General features: G+C 48.8%; 24 protein-coding genes and 1 tRNA gene. 13 read left to right on the top strand and 12 right to left on the bottom strand.

Features of this window, described 5'->3' with window-relative positions:
* Positions 1–72 precede the first annotated feature (72 nt).
* From V4534_02905 to V4534_02890, 4 genes are read right to left on the bottom strand one after another with little or no spacing between them, the layout of a single operon-like run.
* Complete coding sequence (locus tag V4534_02905) at positions 73–2,406, bottom strand: ATP-dependent DNA helicase (protein ID MES2503807.1); 2,334 nt, start codon at positions 2,404–2,406, stop codon at positions 73–75.
* On the bottom strand, positions 2,403–3,383 hold the full coding sequence (locus tag V4534_02900; GenBank protein MES2503806.1) for a ligase-associated DNA damage response exonuclease: 981 nt from the start codon (positions 3,381–3,383) through the stop codon (positions 2,403–2,405). The genes V4534_02905 and V4534_02900 overlap by 4 nt, the downstream gene beginning before the upstream one ends.
* Positions 3,384–3,440: 57 nt before the next feature.
* Entirely contained in the window at positions 3,441–4,106 is a 666-nt protein-coding gene (locus V4534_02895) for a response regulator transcription factor (protein ID MES2503805.1), read from the bottom strand.
* Complete coding sequence (locus V4534_02890; protein ID MES2503804.1) at positions 4,103–5,173, bottom strand: sensor histidine kinase; 1,071 nt, start codon at positions 5,171–5,173, stop codon at positions 4,103–4,105. Before V4534_02890 ends, V4534_02895 begins: the two co-directional genes overlap by 4 nt.
* A gap of 55 nt (positions 5,174–5,228) precedes the next feature.
* On the opposite strand from V4534_02890, the gene V4534_02885 reads away from it, so the two are divergent.
* Together V4534_02885 and V4534_02880 are read left to right on the top strand one after the other, a co-directional pair.
* Positions 5,229–6,668 carry a TldD/PmbA family protein gene (locus tag V4534_02885; protein ID MES2503803.1) on the top strand — a complete coding sequence of 480 codons (1,440 nt, stop codon included), beginning with the start codon at positions 5,229–5,231 and terminating at the stop codon, positions 6,666–6,668.
* Positions 6,665–7,993: a metallopeptidase TldD-related protein gene (locus V4534_02880; GenBank protein MES2503802.1), complete on the top strand. Its 1,329-nt coding sequence runs from the start codon at positions 6,665–6,667 to the stop codon at positions 7,991–7,993. Before V4534_02885 ends, V4534_02880 begins: the two co-directional genes overlap by 4 nt.
* 107 nt (positions 7,994–8,100) lie before the next feature.
* Here the strand turns inward: V4534_02880 and V4534_02875 are convergent, their stop codons facing one another.
* A complete protein-coding gene (locus V4534_02875; protein ID MES2503801.1) occupies positions 8,101–8,421 on the bottom strand; it encodes an ATP-dependent Clp protease adaptor ClpS in 321 nt (106 codons plus the stop codon).
* 116 nt (positions 8,422–8,537) lie between these two features.
* Between V4534_02875 and V4534_02870 the strand changes: the two genes are divergently transcribed.
* From V4534_02870 to V4534_02830, 9 genes are all read left to right on the top strand, one after another.
* Positions 8,538–10,295: an ABC-F family ATP-binding cassette domain-containing protein gene (locus V4534_02870; GenBank protein ID MES2503800.1), complete on the top strand. Its 1,758-nt coding sequence runs from the start codon at positions 8,538–8,540 to the stop codon at positions 10,293–10,295.
* 27 nt (positions 10,296–10,322) lie between these two features.
* Positions 10,323–11,591 (top strand): serine--tRNA ligase, encoded by a 1,269-nt coding sequence (gene serS, locus V4534_02865; protein ID MES2503799.1) that lies wholly within the window; start codon positions 10,323–10,325, stop codon positions 11,589–11,591.
* Positions 11,579–11,953 (top strand): hypothetical protein, encoded by a 375-nt coding sequence (locus V4534_02860; protein ID MES2503798.1) that lies wholly within the window; start codon positions 11,579–11,581, stop codon positions 11,951–11,953. Before serS ends, V4534_02860 begins: the two co-directional genes overlap by 13 nt.
* A 131-nt stretch (positions 11,954–12,084) precedes the next feature.
* Positions 12,085–12,519, top strand: coding sequence for a hypothetical protein (locus V4534_02855; GenBank protein MES2503797.1), 435 nt, complete (start codon positions 12,085–12,087; stop codon positions 12,517–12,519).
* Entirely contained in the window at positions 12,516–13,844 is a 1,329-nt protein-coding gene (locus V4534_02850; GenBank protein ID MES2503796.1) for a matrixin family metalloprotease, read from the top strand. Before V4534_02855 ends, V4534_02850 begins: the two co-directional genes overlap by 4 nt.
* Before the next feature lie 11 nt (positions 13,845–13,855).
* Entirely contained in the window at positions 13,856–14,689 is an 834-nt protein-coding gene (locus V4534_02845; GenBank protein MES2503795.1) for a type III pantothenate kinase, read from the top strand.
* Positions 14,619–15,824 carry a polynucleotide adenylyltransferase PcnB gene (gene pcnB, locus V4534_02840; protein MES2503794.1) on the top strand — a complete coding sequence of 402 codons (1,206 nt, stop codon included), beginning with the start codon at positions 14,619–14,621 and terminating at the stop codon, positions 15,822–15,824. Before V4534_02845 ends, pcnB begins: the two co-directional genes overlap by 71 nt.
* Positions 15,814–16,524, top strand: a complete 711-nt coding sequence (locus V4534_02835; protein MES2503793.1) for a M23 family metallopeptidase — start codon at positions 15,814–15,816, stop codon at positions 16,522–16,524. Before pcnB ends, V4534_02835 begins: the two co-directional genes overlap by 11 nt.
* Before the next feature lie 16 nt (positions 16,525–16,540).
* Positions 16,541–16,617 (top strand) — tRNA-Arg (locus V4534_02830).
* Position 16,618: 1 nt separating this feature from the next.
* Here the strand turns inward: V4534_02830 and V4534_02825 are convergent.
* Positions 16,619–16,888: a GNAT family N-acetyltransferase gene (locus tag V4534_02825; GenBank protein ID MES2503792.1), complete on the bottom strand. Its 270-nt coding sequence runs from the start codon at positions 16,886–16,888 to the stop codon at positions 16,619–16,621.
* A gap of 34 nt (positions 16,889–16,922) precedes the next feature.
* Between V4534_02825 and V4534_02820 the strand changes: the two genes are divergently transcribed.
* Positions 16,923–17,660 carry a Bax inhibitor-1/YccA family protein gene (locus tag V4534_02820; protein MES2503791.1) on the top strand — a complete coding sequence of 246 codons (738 nt, stop codon included), beginning with the start codon at positions 16,923–16,925 and terminating at the stop codon, positions 17,658–17,660.
* On the opposite strand, the gene V4534_02815 is transcribed toward V4534_02820, so the two are convergent.
* The 5 genes from V4534_02815 to dcd are packed head-to-tail and all read right to left on the bottom strand — an operon-like array spanning position 17,625 to position 22,657.
* Complete coding sequence (locus V4534_02815; GenBank protein MES2503790.1) at positions 17,625–17,864, bottom strand: hypothetical protein; 240 nt, start codon at positions 17,862–17,864, stop codon at positions 17,625–17,627. The two genes, V4534_02820 and V4534_02815, sit on opposite strands and share 36 nt — an antisense overlap.
* 47 nt (positions 17,865–17,911) lie before the next feature.
* Positions 17,912–18,739 (bottom strand): protein kinase, encoded by an 828-nt coding sequence (locus V4534_02810; protein ID MES2503789.1) that lies wholly within the window; start codon positions 18,737–18,739, stop codon positions 17,912–17,914.
* A gap of 54 nt (positions 18,740–18,793) precedes the next feature.
* The gene (locus V4534_02805; GenBank protein ID MES2503788.1) at positions 18,794–20,824 is read right to left on the bottom strand and encodes a carboxyl transferase domain-containing protein; all 2,031 of its coding nucleotides are present in this window, start codon (positions 20,822–20,824) and stop codon (positions 18,794–18,796) included.
* Positions 20,812–22,122 carry a biotin carboxylase N-terminal domain-containing protein gene (locus tag V4534_02800; protein ID MES2503787.1) on the bottom strand — a complete coding sequence of 437 codons (1,311 nt, stop codon included), beginning with the start codon at positions 22,120–22,122 and terminating at the stop codon, positions 20,812–20,814. The genes V4534_02805 and V4534_02800 overlap by 13 nt, the downstream gene beginning before the upstream one ends.
* Positions 22,115–22,657: a dCTP deaminase gene (gene dcd / locus V4534_02795; protein MES2503786.1), complete on the bottom strand. Its 543-nt coding sequence runs from the start codon at positions 22,655–22,657 to the stop codon at positions 22,115–22,117. Before dcd ends, V4534_02800 begins: the two co-directional genes overlap by 8 nt.
* A gap of 47 nt (positions 22,658–22,704) precedes the next feature.
* Between dcd and aroQ the strand changes: the two genes are divergently transcribed.
* Positions 22,705–23,133: a type II 3-dehydroquinate dehydratase gene (aroQ, locus tag V4534_02790; protein MES2503785.1), complete on the top strand. Its 429-nt coding sequence runs from the start codon at positions 22,705–22,707 to the stop codon at positions 23,131–23,133.
* Here the strand turns inward: aroQ and V4534_02785 are convergent.
* A complete protein-coding gene (locus tag V4534_02785; protein ID MES2503784.1) occupies positions 23,125–25,758 on the bottom strand; it encodes a hypothetical protein in 2,634 nt (877 codons plus the stop codon). The genes aroQ and V4534_02785 overlap by 9 nt on opposite strands.
* Between the last annotated feature and the right edge of the window lie 14 nt (positions 25,759–25,772).

Genomic DNA, 25,772 nt, shown 5'->3' with positions numbered 1-25,772 from the left:
CGAGGAGCGTAGCGACGCGGCAATCCACCCAACGCACGGAATGGATTGCTTCGCTGCGCTCGCAATGACGATCTACCCTCGGTGATGAATGCTCACATCGTGCAGAATGCTGGACGAGACTAGCTCGGTAGCGCTTTTCTCGAACCAGCTTTCGGGCATGCATTCGGCATAGCTTGGTTGTAGAAAGCGATTATCCATTAACACGATCACGCCCCTATCGGTGGGCGAGCGAATCACTCGGCCCGCTGCTTGAATCGCTTTTGCCATGGCTGGGTAGACATAGGCGTAATCAAAGCCGGCGTCATAATGCTTTTGGTAGTAGGCCTTTTTGCCTTCTTGTTGTTTGTTACAGTTAGGCAAAGGCGGGCCAATGATAAAAGCACCGATGGCCATATTGCCAGGATAGTCTACGCCTTCAGATAATATGCCGCCTTGGACGGCAAAGACAATGTGTGCTTTGTTATCATCGCGTAAATTTTCCATTAGGTCGTCAATTTGCGATTTGTTCATGCCTTTGCTTTGACGAACGAGCTCAAAACCATCGCTGGCTTTCATTCGAGTGAACACCTGTTCAAGAAAATCAAAACTGGGGAAGAAGGCGAAATAGTTACCTTGCTTGACGCTCGAAATGCGTTCAATGGTTTCGGCGATGCGGCCGTAATTTTGGGCGCGGTCCGTGTATTTGGTCGATATCTGGGGAATCAGCAATATCTTGCGATTAGATTTGGGAAACGGCGATGCGAGTTCTGTGGTTGTAAGCTTGGCGCCTTCTAGGCCGGTTAAGCGGGCGTAAAATTCGAAGGGTTTTAGGGTGGCTGAGAAGCCAACCACATGTTTGAAATCCAGATACTTAGGCTTTATCATTTTGCCTGCATCGCAGCAGGTGATGTGAATGGCGGCCGGGCTTTTATCGCGCGTGATGAAGAACTCAGGGGCATCTTGCTCGATAAGCGCTAAAACCGAGGTGAATTCAGACCAATAAAAGGACATCTGCAAGATCGGATCGCTGGCGCTGAGAGCAACATCGCTGGCTAAATAGGTGCCTAAAAATTCGCGGATGGCTTCATCGTGTGCTAAGAAGGCACGGCTCAGCTCTTCATCTGGGCAATGGGCAACGAGATGCACGCATTGACCGAGTAGGGCGTGAGCTTGTGGTTTTAAAGCCTCGGGAACTGACTCGAGTCGCGCGGCCAGTTGCTCGAAGGTATGGACTTCGAGGGAAGGGGAGTAATAATCCATGCCTCGTTGCGGCAGATTGTGGATTTCATCGATGATGAGATTGGGTTTGCCGCGTTCAGAGATGTTGTTCAAAGAGATGCGACCGCCCGAATTTGGGGAGAAAACGTAGTTGTAATCGGCAATGACCACATCGGCATGTTTGGCGGCTTCGTATTGAAGCTCTACGGGGCAAACTTGGTGGTCTTGTCCTAAAACGCGCAAGCTTTTGGCACGCCATTTGCGCTTTTTGATTAGCAGCCCGGGCAGATTGTTTTGTGCGACTTTGGTGAAATGGTCTTTGGCAAACTCGCAGTAACTTGGGTTACAGATGGGTTCGTCTTTTAAGCAAAGCTTTTGCTTGGCAGTGAGAGTCAGCGTTTTAATCGGTGATTTTGAAGTTGATAAAAGGGTAGCGGCTTCTTCTGCTAGGACATGTTGGCTATTTTTCGGGGTTAAATAGACGACTTTTTGCCCCTGAGACAGCGCATTTTTTAGGGCCGGGTATAAAACGCCCATGGTTTTGCCGAGGCCGGTGGGCGCCTGCGCTAGAAGTGTTTGGCCGTTTTCGAACGCGGTTTCTACTTGGGAGATAAGCTCAGTTTGGCCTTCTCTTTTGGTTTCGAAAGGAAATTCTAAACTTAACGCTGCTTTCTTGCGACGCTGGATGGTTTTTTGAGCCAGTTTGATTTGAACGATTAGGTCATCTAGGCGGCTATTCAGCCAAGCTTCGTAGGCGGGGACGTCTAGCGCGACTGGCATATCTGCAGATGCACCTGTGCGTGCCGACACTAAATGCAGCGTGAGCTTTGGGATATGGCCGGTCTTTTTATAGTGGAAGTAGCCATAGCTTTGAAGCTGTAGGCGGTAAGGGTGCTCGAGGTTAGTCTCCAACGCGCGCTGCAGGGCTGGTAAATCAAAGCTCGATTTTATCTCTTCGATTTGCATCGGTTCGTCTTGAAAAATACCGTCCATGCGACCGGTGATTTTGAAGTCGTAGCCTTGATGGGAGATTTCGAATGAAATGAAGACTTCTGGTTCGTAATTGGTAGATTCACTGACGCGCTTTGCTTGCAGCTTTTGATGAATCTCGATGCCAGTTTCCAGGCCAGTTAGGCCTGAGCCCGATTCAATGCTACCAACCATGGGGCTGGGCAATGCGAAATCCACCACGCTTAAAGCGATTTTCATAGCAGACTCAATTGCTGAGGGTTTTTAGGAAACAAGGCTGAGTCTGAATAGGCCTTAATGCCGAGCGAGTTTAGACGTCTGACCAATGCACCGCTGCCTCGGTGTTGGACATAGACTCTTTTGGCGCCGGTTTCTAAAACGGTTTTTAATAAATCGTTCCAATCGGCATGGTCGGATAGGATGAATCCCGGATGCGAGTTGCCCCAGCGTGGCCGCTTGGACCAGCCGGATGCGAATGCTGTTTCAAAATCGTCACCTAAAACAGGCGCAAATTCACCGCGCAAAAAGGACGGGGGCACCACGAATAATCGAGATTGGACCGGACTTGTTTGACGGGTGACTTGAATCGTTTCGGGCAAGATAACCTTTTCGTCCCGGTAACAATCGTTGATAACAGACGTTGCAGCATCGCAGAATATGGGCTCTTTGGCCCATGGGTGTAGAAGGTTGAGTACTCTTTGGGCTTTGCCCAATGAATAGGCCAAAACGACGCTATTTTTACCGGCGGCCTGATTTTCCAAATGCCAGTCGTGGATTTGCTTGCCCAAATCGATGTCTTTGCCCCACACAAAGCCAGGCGTACCAAAGGTGGCTTCGGTGATAAAGACATCGCACGGGACAGGCTCGAAAGGCGCACAGGTGCCGTCTGGCTCTCGTTTGTAATCGCCTGAGGCAACCCAAACTTCGCCGCCAAATTCTATGCGCACTTGGGCAGAGCCTAAAATGTGACCTGCGGAGTGAAACGAAAGTTTAACGCCGCGTATATAAAACGCTTCGCCATAAGCGTGATGGTTAACCGAGATATTTTGGCCGATGCGAGCTTTTAGAACACCCAAGCCTGGTGTGGTGCAATGGTACTCTCGGCTGCCACGGCGTGCATGGTCGCTATGGGCATGCGTTACGACCGCGGTGTCCACCTTGCCGTTTGGATCAATATGAAAATTTCCAGCTGGACAATACAATCCGTTTGGAGTCATTATCAGCATAAGAATTAGAACATAGTTCTAAATTCTTGACGCGTAAACTGGGATGACTTAGATGCCGATTAGGCCTTGTCTTAGGCCTTCTGTGACAGCTTCTACTCGGTTACAAACGTCTAACTTTTGGTAGATATGCTCCAGGTGGGTGCGGATTGTGGCTTTCGATAGGCCCAAAACGCCGGCTGCCTCTGTGTTGCTTAGGCCTTTGGCAATAATTTGCAGGCATTCCAGTTCGCGCTCAGTTAGGGAGCGGCGATAGGGTTCTGGGTGGAGGGTGCGTTGGGTGACGGCTGGTTGAAAGTGTTTTAATAGCTTGCGGGCTAGGGCAGGCTGGATGACGCTGCCGCCGTCGTGGACGTCTTCGATGGCTTCGATGATTTTGGCTGTTTCGCCGCCTTTTAGCAAATAACCTGCTGCGCCATGTTTGACGGCTTCTAGTACTCGATCAGCGTCGTCAAACACAGTTAGCATGAGGACTTCGATTTTGGAGTATTTGACTCTGATGAGCCGGCAAAAATCGATGCCGCTCATTTTGGGAAGGCCTATGTCACATAAAATGACGTGCGGTGGATCGGGCAGCTTGTCGATGGTGACAATCGCCTCTTCGGCGCTAAGCGCTGTGCCTACGACCTCTAAATTGGCAGGCGCGTCGAGCAGCGAAGCGAGGTTTTTTAGCAAGGCCGGCTGGTCTTCCAGAATGAAGACGCGAATTGGTTTCATAGACTAGCTCCGATTTGGATGTGAGTACCGCAAAGTGGTTGAGACTGGATCTTAAAAGTGCCGCCCATTTGTTGAACCCGCTCCTCTATGTTTCGAATCCCATAATGGTTCTTTGGAATCTTTGTGGGATCGAATCCAATGCCATCATCCTTGATATCCAGCAACAGCTGATTTTGTTCGAAGGATGCATTGACTTCGACATTATGTGCCTGAGCATGTTTGGCGATGTTGGTCAGGCTTTCTTGGAGAATGCGCAAAATAGACAATGCGCGGGTGTGCGAAATACTGGAAAGATTGCCTGGTATGTTTAACCGGCTGTTGATGTGATTGCGCTTAGCGAAAAGGTCTAAGCAGTTTTTAATTTGTAAGTTTAAGTCTAGGTCATCCCGCATGATTGAAATGGCGTAGCGGGTTTCTTGCAGGGCTTCTCTGGCTAGGTCTTGAATCTCAATCGAGCCGGCCTGCTCAGCCTGCAGTATTAATGCTGATAAAACAGAACCTACGCCATCGTGAATGTCTCTGGATAGGCGCTGGCGTTCTTCAATGATGGCTTGTTTTTTGAGCGCTTGCTCCAAATGCATAATGTGACGGCTGGTGGCTTCCTCTTCGCCCAAAATCTTGTTGGTGAGGTAGATCGTGCAGCCGTTTAGCAAGCTGTAGAGGGCCAAAGCCTGCAGCGATACATCCGGGTGTAGCGCTGTTAAAATCGGCAGAATTAACAGCGGCGGAAGCATCGTCAATGGTTGATGAAAAATCATCGCAAATAGGAGCGTTACGGCCGGCAGGATGGCGATTAAGGGACTGGCGAAATTGCCCGTATGTGAAATGACATTGATGAGCCAGATTAAATCGCAGCTTAATGTACTGAATACTAAAATGGGCCCCCATTTTTTATTTGGCGCAAACTGGTGAGATAAAGCGATGCCGGCAAGTATCAGGGCAGCAAAAACGGCGTTGGGAAAATATATTTGAGTACCAGTTAACAGCGCCGCCCGCACGAGCGTCAGCGCCCGTGCCCGCGTGACGAACCGCTGTTCAAGCCGTTCTTGTTCAGATGGGGGCTTCATATTTTATCAACAACGAGTTAGTGTTGGCAATGCATTCCCTTAAAGGAGACTTATAATGCCCGGATCTAGTCTGTTGGAACGAGTAAATACATTAAATCCACAATTTGATTTTTGGTCACTGAGACACGTCGAAGCACGCTCCGAACATCTTAAGGTGCGCCAAGACGTTTTAGAACCACCTTACCAGTGTGTCGACATAGGCATTTATGTGACGGTGGTGCAAGATGGCGGCGTGGGTTATGCGGCGAGCCCTGATTCTTCCAAAGCTGGCTTAGCAGATGCTTTTGAGCGCGCTGCCGCTTGGGCAAGACAGTCTGCGCGCCAAGCCCTCTTTGATGCTAAATTGTTTCCCAAATCGACTTTGAGTGGCCGCTATAAAAGTCATGTTAAAAAATCCTACCTCAAGTTTTCTTTGAGCGACCGCATTGATCGACTGAAAGAAGCCGCTGCGCTTTTGAAAAGCGATGACAGAATTGTGGATTGGACGGCGTCATTTTCTCACACGCAGTCTAAAGAGTTCTATTGCAACTCCGAAGGTGCGCGCATTCAACAGGATTTTGAGATTTTTATTCCAAACCTGACGGCTACAGCTCATGAAGCGGGCCAAACTCAAACGCGTACTTTGGCTGGACATGGGGTTGGGCGCCAGGCTGGCTTTGAGCTCTTGGACCAGATTAACTTTAAAGAATCAGCTGTTCGCATTGGCCAGGAAGCCGTTGAGTTGGTTTTAGCCGATAATTGCCCATCCGGTGAGCTAGACTTACTTTTGGCACCTGACCAAATGATGCTGCAAATCCATGAGTCAATTGGCCATCCTTTAGAGCTCGATAGAATCTTGGGCGATGAGCGTAACTATGCGGGCACCAGCTTTGTCACTCAAAATATGTTTGGCAACTATCAATATGGCTCTGAGCACTTGAACGTTACTTTTGATCCGGCCAGAGCCGGCGAGATTGCAAGCTATGCCTTTGATGATGAAGGTACGCCAGCCGAAAAAGTGTTTCTCATTGAAAAAGGGATTCTAAAACGCCCATTAGGCGGGCCATTGTCGCAAGCCCGTGCTGATATGGAAGGCGTGTCGAATACCAGAGCTTCTAGCTGGAATCGCCCACCCATCGATCGTATGGCAAATCTGAACTTGGAAGCCGGCTCGCATTCAATGGAAGACATGATTAGCTCGGTTGAACGCGGCGTTTTCATGGAGTCTAATATTTCTTGGTCTATCGATGACTCACGAAATAAATTCCAGTTCGGTTGTGAGCGAGGCCAGTTAATCGAAAATGGTCGATTAACTAAGGTGGTTCGCAATCCCAACTACCGCGGCATCTCTGCGACCTTCTGGCGCAACTTAGCCAAGGTCGGCAATGAAAGCACGGTGGGCGTATACGGAACCCCTAATTGCGGCAAGGGCGAGCCAAATCAAGTAATTCGTGTGGGCCATGCCTCGCCAGCCTGTTTATTTAATCAAGTCGATGTTTTCGGAGGACATCAGTGAATACTCGTGAATATTTTTTTGCATTAACTGAAAGACTGGCTGCTGGGATGAAGGCAGATGAACATTTTACTTGCTGGTTTTCCGGTGAAAGTTCCGATTTTGTCCGCTTCAATCATGCAGCTGTGCGCCAGGCAGGCTCGGTTAAACAAGGCTTTTTGAGAGCCTCTTTAATTCAAGGTCAAAAACAAAGCGTCTTCACCATGGGCATTTGTGAAGATATTGAAAAAGATGGCGAAGCATTGGAGCGCCTGCTCAATGAACAGCGCGTTAAGATGGAATTTATCCCCGATGATCCCTATCTGTTAATTTCAACGGTGCCGCACTCAAGCGATTCAGTCGAAGAAAGCCAGCTTTCGGATCCAAGGCAAGTGGTGGAATACACGCTTGCCATGGCTCAAGGCCTCGATTTGGTCGGCATTTATGCTGGTGGTACCATCTATCGTGGTTTTGCTAATTCGTTCGGTCAGAAGAACTGGCTCACGAAGCATAATTTTAATTTGGATTTCAGCGTCTATTTAAGAGCCGATAAAGCGGTGAAGGCTTCTTATGCAGGCTTTGTATTCGATCCGTTGCATTTTGAACGCGAACTTACCTTGGTGAAAGAAAAGCTCAGGGCCCTAGAACAGCCATCCAGGGATTTAAGCCCGGGTAAATACCGCGCCTATCTGACACCGGCAGCCTTGCATGATCTGGTTTCCATGCTCGGATGGGGCGGCTTAAGTGAAAAAGCGCTCAGAACCAAACAGTCTTCGCTTAATAAAATGCGGGATGAAGGTAAAACGCTTAGTGCGCTGTTTTCCCTTTATGAGCATACGGGCAAGGGCACAGGTCCGCTATTTCAAGCGCAAGGCTTTATTAAACCAGATTGCGTGAGCCTTATCAAAGAAGGCGAGCTGGTTGGAAGTCTTATTTCACCAAGAACCGCCAAAGAGTACGGCACGCATACCAATGGGGCGGACGGTTCAGAAACACCTGAGGCGTACGATGTTGCGCCGGGTAATTTGCCGCGTGAAGATGTTCTAAAAGCTTTGGGCACCGGCATTTATATCGGCAATCTGTGGTACCTCAACTACTCCGATAGGCAATCAGCTCGCATTACGGGTATGACTCGTTTTGCAACCTTTTGGGTAGAAGATGGTCAAATTGTCGCGCCTTTGAACGTGATGCGCTTTGACGATAGCCTTTACGCGTTGCTAGGTGAGAACCTCGAAGCGCTGACCAAAGAGTGCGACTTCATGCTCGATCCAAGCACCTATGAGGAACGCTCAACCGGCAGCGCGCATTTGCCCGGTGCGATCATCAACAATTTCAACCTGACGTTGTAGCTCCTCGTCATTGCGAGGAGCAAAGCGACGTGGCAATCCACGCCCCGCTCGAAAGGCTGGATTGCCGCGTCGGCTGCGCCTCCTCGCAATGACGATGGCGTTGGGCGTCAACTCTCTGCTTGGGTACTTAACCTAAGCGGCATGCCGTTCTCCCTAGCATACTGCATCACCTGGTGCGCCTTAGTCTCCGCAACATCTTTGGAGTACTGCCCCACAGTCGCTTTGCCTTCCAAATGCACGGTCATCATCAGCTTTTGAGCTTCCGCTGGGTTTTTATGAAAGTAAAACTCCAGCACATGCGTCACAAATTCCTGAGTCGTATAATCATCATTATGCATAATGACGAAATATCGCTTAGGCTTTTTAAATTCGGTATCCTGCCGAGTTAAGACATCGCCTTCTTCTTGGTGGTGCGGTTTGGTGGGCATGGCTGTTAGGAAAAGCTTAACACTCTATATCCGGACCTGACAAGCATACTGGGTTTGAAGGGTTTGGGACCTGTATTGTTATAAAGGTTCACAATGTTTAGCCTGTTGCTAACAATATGCTCAGCGCTACCAATATATCTCTCTCTTTTGGGTCTAAATTACTGTTTAAAGGCCTTTCTTTTTCTCTGCTTCCAGGCGAACGCGTTGCTTTGGTCGGGCAAAATGGGGCGGGTAAATCCACATTTCTTAAATTGCTGACCGGCCAGCTGGAGCTGGATGCGGGTTCCATTGATAAGGCAAAAGGCAAGCGCATTGGCTTTTTGACTCAAGAGCCGCAACTCGAGTTGGAGCAAAGCGTGGTCCATGCGCTTCGGCATGGATTTCATGGAGAAGATTACCAGATTGAAGAAGTCTTATCTCGGCTTCATATTAAGGCTCGGGATGAGAAGATTAAGACGCTGTCTGGGGGAGAGCGGCGGCGGGTGGATTTAGCGCGGGTTTTATTAGAAGAACCGGATATCTTTTTGCTGGATGAGCCTACCAACCATTTGGATTTGGGGGCGATTAAGTTTTTGGTGGATTATTTTAAAGCCACGAACAAGCCGCTTTTGTTTATTTCCCATGATAGCGCCTTCATTGATGAAGTCGCTAATCGCATTGTTGAGCTTGATTCGGCGAAGTTTTTCGCGCACGAAGGCTCATATGCGACTTTTATTGAAAACAAGTTGATTCGAAGCGATATTGAAGGCCGGACGTTGCATCGTAAAGATAGATTGATGGCCAGAGAGCTTGCTTGGCTTCGGGCGGGAACGCCGGCTCGTACGACCAAGCAGAGTGCGCGTATCTCGCGAGCGCAGGATTTGATTGGAGAGGTTTCGGCGGAGTTTGAGCGCACGCGGCTGAAACAGGTTGAGATTGAAAAAACTAAGAATAAGCGTTTGGCTAAGACAATTTTGGAATTCAAAAATCTTGGATTTGAGCCGTTGTTTAAAGGCCTGAACTTGATTGTTACCGCTGGGCAACGCTATGGGATTTTGGGGCCCAATGGTTCTGGTAAGACGACACTTTTATCGGCAATTTCGGGGACTCGCGAGGCAACAGAGGGCGAAATTATTCGCGGGCCGCATACGCAGATTATTCAGTTTGACCAAAACCGCGCGCAGCTGGATCCGAATAAAAGTTTGAAAGAGACTTTGGCGGATCAAGGTGAGACAGTGTTTGTGGAAGATAGGCCGGTTCATATTGCGAGTTATTTAGAGCGTTATTTATTTTCGCCTTCGGATCAGAATCGGAAAGTTTCGACATTGTCGGGTGGCGAGCAGAATCGGTTGTTGCTGGCCAAGCTTTTGAAGCATGGGGCTAATTGTCTGCTGCTGGATGAGCCTACCAATGATTTGGATACGGCGACGCTGGGGGTTTTGGAAGAACGACTCGACTCGCATGAAGGGGTGGCGTTTATAGTTAGCCATGATCGGCGTTTCTTGGATCGGGTTTGTACGGATATGTTGGTGTTTGAGGGTGGGGTGATTACGCATTATGCGGGGAGTTATTCTACTTATGAGAGGTTGGTGGCGGAGGGGGGGAAGCCCTCTTCTGCCTTTGCTGACGCTACGGCAGACAAGCCCACGAGTAGTTCAGGGCAAGACGCGCGGGTTAAGAAACCTAAGCGGAGTTTTAAGGAGCAGCAGGAATATGCCAGTATAGAGGCAGATGTTTTGGCGGTGGAGACGCGAAAAGGGGAGCTTGAGGCTTTGCTTTCGGATCCGGCGAAATATGCTGAGTATGGGGCTTATGCTAAGGAACTTAAGGCGGTTGAGTCAAAAGTTGAAAAGCTTTATGAGCGATGGCAATATCTGGAATCGCTTGCCTCCTAATCCGGAGTGTGATTTCCTACGCAGCTTATGATCGATTTAAAGGCCTTTGAAAAAGATCCTGAGCTGTTTGCGCAAAAATTGAAACGCCGCGGGGAAATTGAAAATTTGCCCGAGCTGTTAAAGCTGGTCAAAGAGCGTAAAGCGTTGATTGCAGCGTCGCAAAAGCTTCAGGAAGAGCGTAACGAGGCTAATAAATCGCTCGGCAAGGCTGCCAAGGAAGAGATTGAGCTCAAACGGGGCGCTTTGAAAGAGCTCGGCCAAAAAATTAAAGATCAAGAAGCAGAGCTCCGGCGGCTTGAAGACGCTTTGAACTTTGTTGCACTGCGTATACCGAATATGCCTGCAGATGATGTCCCTACGGGCGCAGGCGACGAAGATAACGTGGAAGTTCGGCGCGTGGGAACGCCTCGGGAATTTGAGTTTACGCCGCTTGATCACGTGGAGCTTGGCAGTCGGTTGGATATTATTGATATTGAACGAGCTGCGAAGACTTCCGGTTCGAGATTTGCCTTTTTAAAGGGGCAGGCAAGTAAACTTAATCGAGCGCTGATTCAGTACTTTTGTGATTTCCATACCAATCTAGGGGATACTGAACTCACGCCACCATATTTGGTTCGTGCAGCCGCCATGGTTGGCGTTGGGCAGTTTCCGAAATTTAAAGAAGATGTTTTCGAAATCCAGGTGCCTGAGAGTGAGCCATTTTACTTAATTCCTACGGCCGAAGTCCCTGTGACCTATTATCACGCAGATGAGATCTTAAATATTGCGGCGATGCCGATGAGGTATTGCGCGTACTCAGCTTGTTTTAGGGCTGAAGCAGGATCTGCAGGACGAGATACCCGGGGCCTTATTCGTGTCCACCAATTTGAAAAGGTTGAAATGGTGCGATTTTGTACGGCTGCGCAAGCTGAAGCGGAGCTTGACGCTATGGTGGCGCGCGCTAGCCAAATGCTAAGCGAGCTTGAATTGCCGCATCGTGTGGTAGCGCTGTGCACGGGCGATATCGGTTTTCATTCGCAAAAGACTTATGATTTGGAAGTCTGGTTGCCGGCACAAAATACTTTTAGGGAAATCAGCTCCTGTAGCTCATTTGGGACTTTTCAAGCTCGTCGCGCGAAGATTCGGTATAAAGATGAGCAAGGCCAAACTCAGCCGGTGACAACGTTGAATGGGTCAGGTCTGCCTTTGGGTCGGACTTTGGTAGCGATTTTGGAAAACCATCAGCAGGCAGACGGCAGTATTCACATTCCGAAGGTCCTTCAGCCTTATATGGGAGGGCTTACATGCTTGACCTGAAATCTAAGTTGTTAGCGGCAGGGCTTGTTACTGAAAAGCAGATTGAGCGGGCTGGGCAAAAAAGGCCACCTAATAAATTGAAAGGCATGCCGAAGGCAGAACAATACGATGTCATTCGCAAATGGGTGGATCGCAATCGCCTGGACAGAGGCATCGGGACCGAGAAGTTCTTTTTCGAGAAAGCAGATAAAAGCGTTAGTTGGCTGAGCCTGGATGCGGATGTCATTGCGAAAATTCAAAGCGGAGATGCGGGCTTGACGGCATATATGTCCAACAGCGGCTTGGCACATACGGTGCTCGATCGTGATATCGTTGAGGATATCGTTGAAGTGTTTCCCGAATGGCTACGGATTTTGAAATAGGGCAAACAACGGATGTCCTGAAGGGCTGAACTGCCTAAACTAGAGCCATGAAGATGCTCTGGCTGCTATTTAGTGCCTTGTCGGTTTCCCTTTATGCGACCTTGGCATCTCAAATACCATCGGTAAAACAGATGACCCGTAAAAGTGCGGTGATTGTCGATGCTGAAGTGACCAATCAAAAAGTATTTTTGGATGTAAAGGGTAGGATTATCACGCTCAGCACCCTAAAAGTGAGCGAAGGACTTAAAGGCGCAAAGCTGGGCCAGGAGCTCGTTTTGTACCAGGTAGGGGGCGAGCTGGACGGCAGAGTGGCGCGTATCCAGGGAGCTAGTATCTATCGACCGGGCGAGCGGGTGGTGCTGTTTGCTCAGCCCTTTCGCAGTCAAATTGTTAGTTATGGGTTAGGCCTCGGCAAGTTTAACGTTGTGCGCACACATCACGGGGCTGAGGTGGTGGAAGATATCCATGATGTTCACGTTTTAAATGGCAAGTCTTTCCAAACGCCGAAACCTAGGCGCTTTCCGTCTTTAGAAGCTTTTAAGACTGAAATCCGAGGGGCTTTATGAGGCAGGTTGTTTTATTGCTTTTTCTGCTAAGTGGCTACGCAAATGGATATGCATTTCTATGCAATGGCGTTGATGCGGAAGGCCAAAGTGAGCAAGATACTTGCGGTGTTTGCGATGACACAACTGCGACCAAGTGGCGCAACAGCTATTTGCAATATTGGGTAAGTACCACCGAACTTCCGGCTTCGCTTAACGCTTCGTCTTGGATTTCCTTGGTTAATAGTTGCTTTGCTTCTTGGAATACCGTTTCGGGCGTTCACTTGACGACTAACTATTCGTCGGACGTTGTTTCTCCTCGAAGTTTTGGTGACGACAGCGAGCATCATGACGTTTTTTGGGTTAACAACGATGATGAGTGGATGGAGTATGTGGGTGCTGCACCTGATGGCATCCTCGGGGTGACTTTGCCACCCTACGCTTGTCAAACCAGCTCTGCCAAATTCAGGGTTATTCAAGACGCTGATTTGATTTTGAATGGAACGCCTACGGCAGGTTTTAAATGGCAGCCTGAATGTAGTCGGTTGAGTAATTCATGTCAGTCGATTCGAAGTACGTTAACTCATGAACTGGGTCATTTTTTGGGCCTTGGGCATCCATGTGTGGACAGCTCGTCTGCTATTATGTGTGCGACGGCGGCTTACTTGGTTCAGTATCCTCTATTTGATGACCAGCAAGGGATTCGTGCGCTCTATGCGGATGGCTCTTCGGGTGCGTACGCAACTCGGTGTAGCAGCAACACAGACTGCTCAGCCAGCCTTCAGTGCCACACGCAAAATGGAAGCAAATATTGCAGTCATGCTTGTACCGAAGATGCTGATTGCGACAATCATTTGATGTGTACTTCAGGGTTTTGTGAGTTTCCGGCCGGGTCAGCTTTGGGTGCGGCTGATTTGCATGAAGAATGCTCTGAAAGCCCTTGCGATCAGGGCCTGATTTGTGTTGGCGTGAACGTTGCCTCAGAGCCAGCTTACTATTGCTTCGAAGACTGTAGTGAAAGCAGCGCCTGCTCTAAAGATAGAGATACTTGCCGCACTTTGAAAAACTCGAAGGAGGAAGCCATCGCTTCTAAAGCGTGTATTCAAGTGGCGACCGCTACGGACGAGCGATGTGGTGTTATCGATAATGTCCCTGTTGTGTGTCCGACAGGCTACTCGTGTAGCGCTGAGAAGTGTCAACAAAGTACAACGGGCGAAAGTCTAGCGGCAACCGGCGGCTCTTCAGGCGGCTCTTCAAGCTCTTGCGCTAGCGCGGGCCCTCCAGGTGCCTTAGGCATGCTTTTGGTGGCGCTAGGAATCTTGGTTCCCAGAAGACGGAAAAAATGCTAGAAGCCCGTTAAATGTTGGCGGCAATAGATATTGGTAACACGAATATTGTGGTGGGGGTCTATCTAGGCTCGCTGCTGCAGTGCCGCTTGCGTTTTCGGACGGAACGCAAAGCTACCGTTGATGAGATTGGCCACTGGATTACCGCACTGCTGAAGCATCACGATATCTCGAAAGAACAAATCAATGATGTTTGCATTAGTTCAGTTGTTACCCAGTTGGATCGTATTTTTGCCGAAAGTTGCGAGCGATATTTAGGTCGAAAGCCCCTTTGGGTGAAGCAAGAGCTTAAGCCGAACATGCCTTTATTGGTAGATAGGCCGGATGAGTTGGGTGCCGACCGCTTAGTAACAGCCTATGCCGCTTATCGGCAGTTTGGAGGTCCTTCTATCATTGTTGATTTGGGGACTGCCACCACTTTTGATGTGGTTAGTGGAGAGGGCGAGTATTTGGGCGGCGCGATTGCACCCGGCCTTGAAATCGCCAGTGAGGCGCTATTTCAGTCTGCCTCGAAGCTAAGCCGTGTGCCGCTGGAGCATCCGGCACGGATGATCGGCAAAAATACAGAAGAACATCTGCAAATTGGATTGGTGCAAGGTTATGCCTGCCTGATTGACGGTTTGGTTAAAGCAATGCAAAATGAGCTGAGCGTCCCAGCCCAAGTGATTGCGACGGGCGGTTTGGCGCCATTTATGAAACAAGCATCCAAAACAATTCAAATGGTTGAACCTGACTTAACGTTGTCGGGGCTATGCTTGTTGTATCAGGAGTATCAAAGTGGAACCCGAGATTCCTTTATCTCAAATAGATTTGAATGCATTGTGGGTAGTCAAGCGGCTACGTGCTAAAAACCACGAAGCCTATTTAACAGGCGGTTGTGTCAGAGATTTGTTGCTTGGCAAAACGCCCAAGGATTTTGACGTTGCGACCAGCGCGAAGCCTGAAGAAGTTCGTCAGATTTTCAGAAACTCTAGGCTAATTGGTCGCAGGTTTTTGCTGGCGCATGTATTTTTCCCCGGCAACAAAATCGTTGAAACGGCAACTTTTAGAGCGAACCCTTTGGATGTACAAGAAGACGTTCCGGAAGACTTGCTGGTTACCCATGACAATGTTTATGGGGATATCGAACAAGATGCCAAGCGACGTGACTTAACCATCAACGGCTTGTTCTACGATCCAATCGAGGGCAAAGTTATCGATTACGTCGGTGGCAGAGTCGATTTGGAGGCGCGTTCAATTCGAACGGTAGGCGATCCGGACATTCGCTTCCAGGAAGATCCGGTGCGGATTCTTCGTGCGATTAAGTTTGCTTGCAGGCTTGAATTCGACATCGAAGAAAATACCTTTGCGGCCATGAAAAAGCATGTCGCAGAGATCCCAAGATGTGCGCCGCCAAGACTGCTTGAAGAGTTTTTGCGCCTGTTGCTTTCTGGCCATGCGGTCAAAGCATTCAGCCTGTGTAAAGAGCTTGGTATTATCGATATCTTCATGCCGGAGCTTACAGAAGACTTCAGCAAGATGTTGGTTGTCTTGGATGAAGCGCATACGCGGGAAGTTGATATTTCTTCAGCTGTGGCGCTATCTGCTTTGATGCTGCCAACCTATTTGGCGCTCGAGCAATCAGAACACAACGAGCGCAATTGGATCGATAAACTTTGTGTGGCCTGGGCTGAGCGCATTCGCTTACCGCGTCATGACCAAGATAAGATTCGAAGCTTGCTTTCGACAATCTCTTCATTTAAGCCAGCGATTATTCAAAAGTCATGGTTTAGAGAAGCGTTGTTGCTTTATACTTTGCATTTGTTTGCGCATGGTGAGTCTTTAGATCCAGTTGGTGTCCTAAAAGCGATGGCCTTGCAGTCCAATAAGCCATACTTGCAAACCAAACGTGGTGCGCCGAAAATTAGACCACATTTTAATCGGCGACGTCGCCCGCAAGGCAGGCATCGCGGCAGACATCCTTCGGGAGAACATGCGGCTTAATTACTTAAGCATATGGGCCTTTCTAGGCCTCTTAAGTTTGACGGTGGGCTGTCGTACAAGCAGTGGCTTGCGAACAGCAACAGGCGGTTACGCGGGCGGGGTCTACACGGTTCAACGTGGCGATACCGTTCACACGATTGCTCAAAAGAAGAGAGTTTCTGCGTTTGATTTGATGGAAGTCAACGGCATTCTTGATTCGAGTGCCGTAAAACCTGGCCAAAAACTGTATATTCCTGAGTCTGATATGCCTTTGGCTGTGGCCAAGCAGCAGGCTAAGACCCCTAAGCCTGCTGCGAAGGCTGAGCTCACCACAGATGGCAAGAAAATGGATTTTGCCTGGCCAGTGAAAGGCGCCGTTTTATTCAAAACTTTCGATTTAAACCCCAATCGCCTTTATGAAGGCATCGCCTTAGCAGCGCCGCGTGGCACACCTGTGCAAGCTGCGGCCGAAGGCGAAGTTATCTACGTGGGCGATGACGGTACCCGTTATGGGCGTATTGTCATTGTTAAAAATGCGGATCCTTTTGTGACAATTTACGCGCATTTAGATGCGGTAGATGTTACCAAAGGCCAGCAGGTAAAACGTTTAGAGCGCTTAGGCACGGTAGGCACGTCCGGTGGCGTGGATTCGCCTCGAACTTATTTCCAAATTCGCAAAAATCGTACCCCGGTTGACCCCGAACTATATTTAAAGCAATAGCCAAATCTACGTGCTTGCTCTCATAGCTCAGGTGGATAGAGCGTCGCTTTCCTAAAGCGAAGGCCACAAGTTCGAATCTTGTTGAGAGCACCATTTAAGAATGTTTTTCGATGTAGTTTCTTACATACGAGCAGCCTGGGATGACTTTAAGATTTTGCGCCTTTGCATCTTCAAGCGCATATCTTGTTAGTTGCGCGGCGTAACCATGACCTTCGAGCTCTGGCGGCACATAGGTGCTGTAAAAATTCACCACGCCAGGGCCCGTTTCTTTGTACCGTAGCAAACATTCTTGGCCGTTGATTAAAGCGAAATACTTTCCCTGGCCCGCGTCATGCTTGATATCAAGTTTTGAATTGTCGATCATCTATGTTAGTTTAAACCAAATTTGAGGGAAAAATATGAAATCATCGAATCCTGTTTTAGCGAGAGTTTTTGACCAACCTGGGCAATATTTAACAGGCGATCGAATGTCTGTGGGTGGCACAGTTAATAAGACTGGCTTGTTGTTGGTGATTGCATCGGCAGTGGCAGCCTACCCTTGGAGTTTGCTCACTGAGGCTCGCACTGCTGAGCTTAACGGCCTTTTATGGGGCGGCATGATCGCTGGATTTATATTAGCCGTGATTATTAGTTTTAAGCCAACTTGGGCACCTATTGGTGCGCCTCTTTACGCAGCAGCTGAAGGTTTGGTATTAGGCGGTATATCAGCAATTATGAATGCGGCTTATCCTGGCATCGCTTTGCAGGCCATCGCGGGTACCTTCGGAACTTTGGGCGTCATGTTACTTTTGTATAAGACCGGCGTGATGCGAGCCACTCAGCAATTTAGAACGGGCGTGATTGCTGCGACCGGCGGTGTAATGGCAATTTATTTGTTATCTATGGCGCTTCATTGGTTTGGCGTATCTCTGCCCTTTGTTTATGGAAACGGTTTGACCGGAATTTTATTTAGTGTGGTGGTCGCAGGCATCGCCGCATTAAATCTCATTTTAGATTTTGATCTAATCGAACAAGGCGCCAAGGCTGGCGCGCCTAAGTATATGGAATGGGTAGGTGCATTCGGTCTTATGGTGACCATGGTTTGGCTCTATCTAGAGATGCTACGTTTGTTCTCCAAGATTCGCGGCCGAAACTAGCCAAGGATGCTGCAACAATGCGGAAATGGGTTCATCGGCGGCTTTGTAGCGGGCAACAAAATCGTTTGCAATCTGTGAATGCTCGCCCGGACCTAAAAGGCGCTCACAAGTGACACCAGCTGCATGAATGTCGACTCTGACAGGGTTTGACTGCTCATCTATGGCTGGTGATTTGCCTATCGAAGGCTTAATTTCTGTTGGCATATTAATATAATATCATAATCCTTTAATATTTTTGGCAAATTGCCATATTAATAGTTTTCTAAAATTTGAACGATTGAGCTGTTGCCATGTAGACAAAGTTCGATAAGTCGTTCGCTCTTTGGGCTTGTATTTGCGCCTAGCATGGCTCTGCAGGTTAAAGCCGCTGCGTATAGGTCAATTTCCACCGCATTTATCGAGCCTAGCTTTCGATAGGCTAAAGTTCCACTAGAGAGGTGCGAAGGGATCAAAGGTCTGCCTGGAGTAAAAAAACGCGCTTCACCAAAATCGATTAACGTTAGGTGGCGAGTTTCTGAATCCCACATGATATTGGTTGGCTTAACGTCTAGATGAGCGATGCCTTGTTGATGGCAGTAATCTAAGACTGAAAGCAGCTGCCGAATCGCAAGTTGCGCATCGGCTTCGTTTAAGATTTGATCCTGCAAGAGGGCTCCAGGGGCTACTGTGGTCGCAATTTGCAGGTAGTTATCTTTCTCTGAGCTGCCGATAAATCTTGGGATGTGAGGGTGTGGGGACAGCTGTGCAAGCACTTTAATTTCCACTCGCATTTTTTTAGCATGATATTCGATCAGGCCTTGTTGCACAACACCCCCGTATTCTCGCTGCGCAATATGACCAATATCTATCGTTTTAATCGCCATGGATTGGCCATTATAACGTTTGACAAGGACAACTCTGCCGAAAGCGCCCCGTCCAAGCGCGGTCGGTTGGCGTCTCTCAAATGACGGAATCAGAGCTCTAGGCGTTTTGATGCTTCGCCCTAGAGGCGTCAAATGGCCCGGCTCAAACGAATTTTCTGGAGTGTCAAACGTTGCATGCTCCAGATCGGGAAGTTCTAACTCCGCTAATGTAGCCATGTCGCCTGATTGGCTCGCTGCAGAGGAGGGTCGTGTGACACGCATATAATCAGCTTAAACTGATTTAAACAGCAAAATATTCTCGCCTGCTTTGATGGGGGTTGCATCCATGACACAAATTTTATCTATAATCATGGGCACTTGGCCTTCGAATTTCAAAGGATGAAAACATTTCATCACTTCTATGAGCCCAACGGTATCGCCAGGATTTAATTTTTGGCCCTCAACGATGAATGCTGGTTCAGTAGGTGAAGATCTGAGATAGAACAGGCCTTCCAGAGGGGCTTTAAATGTCTCGCCAGAAACCGGACTGCTGTTCGCTATTGGCGTGTTAGCCGTGATGTTAGACTCGATGGCGGAGGCACTTGGATAGCCTAGCAATGCCAAATCATGAAGGCTCCAAATCCTCGGGTTTTTAATTCTACGACTGCCTTGGTTTTGGTAGCAGCATTCGACAAGGCATTCGAGATAGGACCTAATTTCAGAGAGCTTAATAATCTCGTCCGTATCCATTTGCCCTGCGGCTTTGTAGGGATCCATGTCGGCTTCGATACGCTCAGACAAACTCTTCATGGCATCGGTTTCACCGGGCCTGGTGTTAAACGCCCCCAGCGCCAGTGTTTTGCCTTCCATAACCGCAAGGCGTGAAAAACAAGTCGATAGCTGAATTACCGGATCGTAAGGTAGCCCAGCCATCGCATAATAGCCTGCGCCTGAGGCCTTGCGCAGTAATACGGTCATGAAAGGTGTTTGGTTGACCGAGTTCGCATAAATTAAACTTGAGCCATAACCCAATAGACCTTGCTTTTCTGCTTCAGCGCCTACGTCGAATCCTGAAACATCTTGCAGCCAAACCAGCGGAATGCCGTCGCTATCACAGGCTCTGGCGAAGGTGGCAAGTTTTGCGACGCCTTCTTTATATAAAATGCCACCCGGCCGCTTTTGCTGAGGTGCGTCTGGGTGAGGCAGCAGCCCTTGCACATTGGCAGCGATGCCCACGTACAAGCCAGATATTTTGGCAATGCCGGTGATAACTTCATGGCCCATGTGCTCAAAGACTTCCATAAACAAGCTGTCATCAACCAAACGCGCTAAAACTTGTCTAATGTCATATGCCTCGTTCGCTGAAATCATGTCTTTAAGTTCAGTGGTCTCAAAGTTTGGCAGGGCCGCTTCAGCGTCATTTCGATAATAATCCGCACTGCTGGAATTGCAGCGCCCAATTTCTTCTCGAATGCGGGCTAGACAAGTTTGATCATCAGGCACTCTGAAATCGGCACAATTGGAAAGATGCACATGCACACTGGGTCCACCGATGTCTTTGGAACTTAAATTTTGACTTTTGGCGCCTTGAATCAAAGCCGCGCCGGCAATGACCATATATGCTTGCTCGGTCATATAAACTTTGTCAGAAATGATGGGCATGTAACCACCACCCGCAATGCAGTCCCCAAATACGCCAGCGATTTGAGGCACTCCGGCGTTACTTAACAAGCTGTTCATTTTGAAAATATGACCAGCACCTTTTTGACCGGGGAAACTTTTTGCCTGCTCTGGCAAATAAAGCCCGGAGCAATCCACCAAATAAACCACCGGGATTGTAAGCTTTAGAGCCATCTCTTGCGCCCGGATTATCTTTTCCGGCGTCTTAGGCCACCAAGATCCCGAAGCGACTGTGTTGTCATTTGCAATGACCATACACCAACGATTTTCAATCCGAACAAACGCCGTAATCACACCCGCCGCCGGCGCAATTTTATCTGCGCTGCCTGTCTGAACAAAAGTTCCAATGGGAAGGATGTGGTGCTGGGTGCTGGGGCCCCCGCTGTCACCCCGGCCTTGAGCCGGGGTCCAGGGTTGTGCTGGGTGCTGGATCTCGGGTCGATGCCCGGGATGACAGTCAGCCAACGCCTCCACCCGCTCCCAAGCCGTCATCTTCCCCTTGGCATGCACCCGCTCTCGATACTTCTCACCCCAACCTAGCTTAATCTCCTGCCGCTTAGCCTCAAGGATATCTTCAAGCGGCGATTCTTTTGGCGGCAAATTCAGTTTCGAGCCGATGGGATTCAAAATCACTTTGGCCATGCAAATTCCTCAAAAAAGCGGCAAGAATATTTGCCTTCAATAAATCGCGCGTCTTGTACAATCGCCTGGTGCAGACCTTGTGTGGTAGGCACCCCGTCGATTACCAGCTCTAAAAGCGCCAGCTTAAGCCGCGCCACCGCTTCCGCGCGAGTGGGTGCATGAACAATGAGTTTGGCCAGCATACTGTCGTAATAAGGCGTCACGACAGTGCCTTCGGTTAAGTAGGTGTCAAACCTGACGCCGGTAGGAATTTGCAGCTTACTCACCGTCCCGGGGGCGGTGGCATTAATGCGGCATTCAATCGCGTGACCTTCTGGTTTGGTATAGACAGCTGTCAAAGGCTGCCCCGCTGCGATTTTAATTTGCCAGGCGATTAAATCGAGACCGGTTACCGCTTCGGTAATGGGGTGCTCAACCTGAATGCGCGTGTTCATCTCCATAAAATAGAGATTATTTTGTGCGTCCATCAGAAACTCAAGTGTGCCAGCGCCTAAATAGCCGATTTTTGAAATCGTTTGAATAATCAGCTCGCCGATTTCATGTCTTAGATGCGCAGAGAAACCGGGAGCAGGGGCTTCTTCCAGAAGCTTTTGGTGTCGTTGTTGGATGGAGCAATCGCGCTCGCCCAAGTGAATCACTTTGCCATAAGCATCTGCCAGGATTTGAAATTCGATATGCCTGGCGCCAACGATAAATTTCTCGAGATAGAGCTCAGGATTCGCAAATGCTTTTCCAGCTTCCGCGCTAGCTTCCAGATAAGCTGGCGCCATGTCAGCCGGCGTATTGACTAAACGCATACCTTTGCCACCGCCGCCGGCTGTGGCCTTGAGCAGGACCGGGTACTTTAGGACTTCGGCTACGTTGAGCGCTTCTTCGACAGAACTCAATATTTTAGAAGAGCCTGCAAGCACGGGCAAGCCAGCTTCTCGCATGGTCGCAATCGCAGTGGCTTTATCGCCCATTTGGCGAAGGTGCCTTGGTTTAGGTCCAATAAAAGTCAGCTTTTGTTGCTCACATCGCGTCGCAAAAAGAGCATTCTCGGATAAAAAGCCATAACCTGGATGTAACGCTTCGCAGTCGTTTTCCCTGGCGGCTTTTAAAATGGCATTTTGGTTTAAGTAGCTTTGACTGGCCGGAGCCGGGCCAATATTCACCGCAACCGTTGCCTGCTTCAGGTAGGCCAAATCAGCGTCAGCATCGCTGTAAATCGCAACCGTTTGAACGCCGAGATCCTCGCAGCTTTTGATAATACGCGCCGCAATCTCTCCTCGATTCGCAACGAGAACGCGCTTAAACATGCTTAAAGTTCTTCCACATCATGGATTCGACTGGCTTAGCCGTCTTTTGGTTGTATTTAGCAGAGCCCTTTTTGTCATAAGGCGTGTCGATCGTCCCCTCAACCATAAAATAAATCAGCTGCCCAATCGGCATGCCGGCATAGACGCGCACCGGCTGCTTCACGGAGATTTCTAAGGTCCAGTAGTTGCAAAAACCGACATCGCCTTTGCCAGCTGTTGCATGGATATCAATCCCAAGGCGCCCGACACTGGATTTGCCTTCCAAAAACGGCACATGCTTGTGAGTCTCGGTATATTCTTCCGTAACCCCTAAGTAAAAGCGCTGCGGCTCCAAAACAAAGCCTTCTTCAGGGATGTCAAAATAGTGCACCGGGTTGTGAGATTTAGAATCCAGCACATGAAACTCATAAAGCGCCAAAGTCTTGCCCAAGTGAACATCATAACTGTTGGAACCCAAGGCTCCCGCACGAAAAGGCTCAATTTTGATATCGCCAGAGGTAATACAAGCTTTAATGGCAGAGTCACTCAAGATCATGCTGCAGCCTATAGCACCAAACTTTGAAGCTTGCTAAGGTGGATCTCATGGCAAAAATCAGCATCATTCAAGGCCCCAATCTCAATCTCCTCGGGACAAGAGAGCCTCATATTTATGGCCACACCACTTTGGATGAGATTCATGAAAATCTACGAAAGCTTTTCGGAACGAAACATCAGCTAGAATTTTTTCAGAGCAATCATGAAGGCGATTTGATCGATGCCATTCATGGAGCGATTGCCTGTGATGGCCTGGTGATTAACCCTGGGGCTTATGCACATACTTCTTATGCAATCCGAGATGCATTAAGCTCGATCGCTAAGCCTGCCATGGAAGTACATCTGACCAATCTATCTAAGCGCGAATCTTTCCGGCATACCTCAGTCACGGCCCCCGCTTGTATCGGTCACATTGCTGGTTTGGGTGCCTATGGGTATGAGCTGGCTATGTTAGCTCTACTTAACTATTTAGGTTGAGGCTCTGAGTTCGCTGTGGAATTTGTCTGCCTCTTCTTCCCAAAACTCAACGCTCTGTTCACCTATTTTTCTATTTAAATCGTCCCCCCATTGATTGAGTTGCGCTTGGTAAGCGGTCGGCGGTCCATTGCGCTTCGCTAGTTGGGTTTCGAATTCTTGTTTTAGCCACGCAGTTCTTGCCGCCGTACTCGGGAGCTTCAAGAAATCGCCTCTATTTTGCGAGGTATCAAACAGTTCTGAAAGATGTTTATGTTGAACGCCTCGCATAATTTCCTTCTTCAAATCAGACATGCGGTCGCGGGTGAGAGCTTCTTTCACTAGACGGCGAGTGGTGGCGAATTTGGTGTCGAGTGTGGTTCTAACCGCGGTGTATACCCGGTAACCCGCCCATACAGCGCCAGCGCCCAGCAATATAGCTGCTCCAACTCCTGCTGCTATGCCGCCGGTGGCAATTGTTGTAAAGATCGCTCCGGCACCTAAAGCGCCGACCACGGCAGTACCACCTACTGCGCCCAAGGTTTGATAAATAGCGCGTTGACGCTTTTCCGTAGGCTCGGAGATTTCCCACCAATGCGAAAATTTCCTCCTCATGTTGAGCATCGCTTTCTGTAGCCCGCCTTCTTTAAAGTCGCTGTAAAAAGAACCAATCGAGGTGGTAAACTGCCGATTGGCCACAGTGTTTAAGGCCGTTTCCAACTTAGCCCCATAGTCCCCTTCAAACGTAATCCCATTTATCAATGCGCTGATAGCTATCTGATTGTCGGTATACTCGTTTAGGGTGGATGCCGCCGCTCGTTTGATTGTGCTGGTGTAGTAACCCACCGCGCCGGCAGCTATTAATCCAGGGATCCAACTGCCGGTTACCACGGTTGTTATTGCGCTAATCGTGTTGGCAACGGGATTTTGGCCCATCAATGCTGTCGTGACGTTGACTCCTTCTGGCGCCATACTTAAAAGATCTAGCAAGGCGATAAGCTCTGGAGGCATTGGAGCAACCGTATGCTGGCTGGCTTCAAGGATGGTTCGGTCGCCTATCAACATTTCTCGCACTTGCGTTTCCATGTCGGATCGGCTCCAAATCGATCCAATGATGCCCGTACCCTGAATTTGGTCATAAAGTTGTTGTAAATCACCACTCAAAAAAATAGCTTCTCGCGGATGTTCTTTCGCCCAAGAATATAGCTTTTCCAGGAGTTGTTTAATGACCAAAGGGGCGCTTGCACCATTTCTTAAATTAAGAGCAGAGAAAATGTCCTGCCCGTTTAGACGAGTTGCCAGCCGCTTTCTAGCTTCGTTAATATCCATGCCATTTAGGGAAAGTTGGTGCTCTCTTTCAAGTCTAGAAAAATCAAGTTGCATTGTTGATTTTTGAAATGCGAATGTTGCTTTATTTTTTAAGTAGCGAACACTAGATATTTGGTATCTTAGGTCATTTAAATCTTCCACTTTAGTGACGTGCTTAAAATTGGCTTCTTGAAAAGAATGTATCGCCAGACGGTAATTATATTTCAATCGTTCTATTTGCCTGTTGAGCGACCTGATTTCGTCATCTGCCGTTGTTTGAGCCAGCTGAACCGTTAGGTCTTTTATTCGCCTGTTCGTTTCATTGATGTTTTGCTTGTATAATTTCTGTTGGGCAGCGTAAGATTTTGCCGCTTTTTCTTGCACTTGGTCAATTCGGGCTAACGTTTCTTGCTGTATAATATCTAGGGCACTTTTGATGTCGCTTAAGGATTCCTCATTTGCAAAAGGCTGATGCAAGATTGCTGTTTCCCGCAAGGTCCTCAGTATTTTCAGAGCTTCTTCTGGTTCAGTAATAAGAGAGATTCCGCTCAGCGCGTCCCTAAATTGGGGGAGCAGTTTAGGAGATCCTTGGATAAAAAGATTTCTTCCCGTTAAAATGCTCGTTTCGAAATGGATGTAAGACTGGACGCTTTGTCTCTGAGCCTCCAAAAGCGTAATGCGCTGCTTTACTGCTGTTTCTATGTCCGGGTCAGGATTTTTTGTCAGTACTTCTTTTAGTGCATCGATATAGCTTTGAACCAGCCGCACTCCCTCCTTAAGTTTGCCGACTTGGTTCTGGACTTGATGCAATGGTCTTGAAGGATCTCTTAGCAACTCCAAATCAGGTCTATCGTTTTTATTCTCTAATTTTCTACGTGCTTGATTGGCATCCGCTAAGGATTTTTCCAAAGGGGTCAACGCCAGCAAGCCTACGCGACCGAGCGCCCGTCTCCACGTGGTAGGAAGAGAAATATCCGCCATGGAAGATGGTGCTGCTTCGCCTTTTTTTGCAAAAAAAGGCAATGCGCTTTGCAACTGCTTCTGGGTTTCTAAAGTTGCTTTCATGCCTTCCGGATGTGTTGTTAAAGGCACGGGCGCCAGAGCAGGGGCTGCGGAGACAGGGCGTTCTGCGGTCTTTGTTGCTACCGATACCGTAGTCTGTCGGCCCGAGGCCGGCGTTGGTCGTCGGCTCGCGGTACGATCTATCGGTGGTAGTCGAGGCGGAACAGCTCGCACTGGGCGGGGCGCCTCGAGCTTGTCGGCATCCGGTAGCTTGGACGGCAAGCTGGTTTCGGTTAGCCACTTCTCAATACGTCTGTCATTTTGCACGCGACTAGGCATGCCTAAATTATATA

The organism is Myxococcota bacterium, assembly GCA_040387835.1.
Lineage (GTDB): Bacteria > Myxococcota > UBA727 > UBA727 > JABDBI01 > JAZKCZ01.
This window is presented reverse-complemented; position numbering and strand designations above follow the sequence as displayed.

Coding starts and splice junctions, on each gene's coding strand:
- V4534_02905 (MES2503807.1), bottom strand. CDS start 2,406: ATGAAAATCGCTTTAAGCGTGGTGGATTTCGCATTGCCCAGCCCCATG.
- V4534_02900 (MES2503806.1), bottom strand. CDS start 3,383: ATGACTCCAAACGGATTGTATTGTCCAGCTGGAAATTTTCATATTGAT.
- V4534_02895 (MES2503805.1), bottom strand. CDS start 4,106: ATGAAACCAATTCGCGTCTTCATTCTGGAAGACCAGCCGGCCTTGCTA.
- V4534_02890 (MES2503804.1), bottom strand. CDS start 5,173: ATGAAGCCCCCATCTGAACAAGAACGGCTTGAACAGCGGTTCGTCACG.
- V4534_02885 (MES2503803.1), top strand. CDS start 5,229: ATGCCCGGATCTAGTCTGTTGGAACGAGTAAATACATTAAATCCACAA.
- V4534_02875 (MES2503801.1), bottom strand. CDS start 8,421: ATGCCCACCAAACCGCACCACCAAGAAGAAGGCGATGTCTTAACTCGG.
- V4534_02870 (MES2503800.1), top strand. CDS start 8,538: ATGCTCAGCGCTACCAATATATCTCTCTCTTTTGGGTCTAAATTACTG.
- serS (MES2503799.1), top strand. CDS start 10,323: ATGATCGATTTAAAGGCCTTTGAAAAAGATCCTGAGCTGTTTGCGCAA.
- V4534_02860 (MES2503798.1), top strand. CDS start 11,579: ATGCTTGACCTGAAATCTAAGTTGTTAGCGGCAGGGCTTGTTACTGAA.
- V4534_02855 (MES2503797.1), top strand. CDS start 12,085: ATGACCCGTAAAAGTGCGGTGATTGTCGATGCTGAAGTGACCAATCAA.
- V4534_02850 (MES2503796.1), top strand. CDS start 12,516: ATGAGGCAGGTTGTTTTATTGCTTTTTCTGCTAAGTGGCTACGCAAAT.
- V4534_02845 (MES2503795.1), top strand. CDS start 13,856: ATGTTGGCGGCAATAGATATTGGTAACACGAATATTGTGGTGGGGGTC.
- V4534_02835 (MES2503793.1), top strand. CDS start 15,814: ATGCGGCTTAATTACTTAAGCATATGGGCCTTTCTAGGCCTCTTAAGT.
- V4534_02825 (MES2503792.1), bottom strand. CDS start 16,888: ATGATCGACAATTCAAAACTTGATATCAAGCATGACGCGGGCCAGGGA.
- V4534_02820 (MES2503791.1), top strand. CDS start 16,923: ATGAAATCATCGAATCCTGTTTTAGCGAGAGTTTTTGACCAACCTGGG.
- V4534_02815 (MES2503790.1), bottom strand. CDS start 17,864: ATGCCAACAGAAATTAAGCCTTCGATAGGCAAATCACCAGCCATAGAT.
- V4534_02810 (MES2503789.1), bottom strand. CDS start 18,739: ATGGCTACATTAGCGGAGTTAGAACTTCCCGATCTGGAGCATGCAACG.
- V4534_02805 (MES2503788.1), bottom strand. CDS start 20,824: ATGGCCAAAGTGATTTTGAATCCCATCGGCTCGAAACTGAATTTGCCG.
- V4534_02800 (MES2503787.1), bottom strand. CDS start 22,122: ATGTTTAAGCGCGTTCTCGTTGCGAATCGAGGAGAGATTGCGGCGCGT.
- dcd (MES2503786.1), bottom strand. CDS start 22,657: ATGATCTTGAGTGACTCTGCCATTAAAGCTTGTATTACCTCTGGCGAT.
- aroQ (MES2503785.1), top strand. CDS start 22,705: ATGGCAAAAATCAGCATCATTCAAGGCCCCAATCTCAATCTCCTCGGG.
- V4534_02785 (MES2503784.1), bottom strand. CDS start 25,758: ATGCCTAGTCGCGTGCAAAATGACAGACGTATTGAGAAGTGGCTAACC.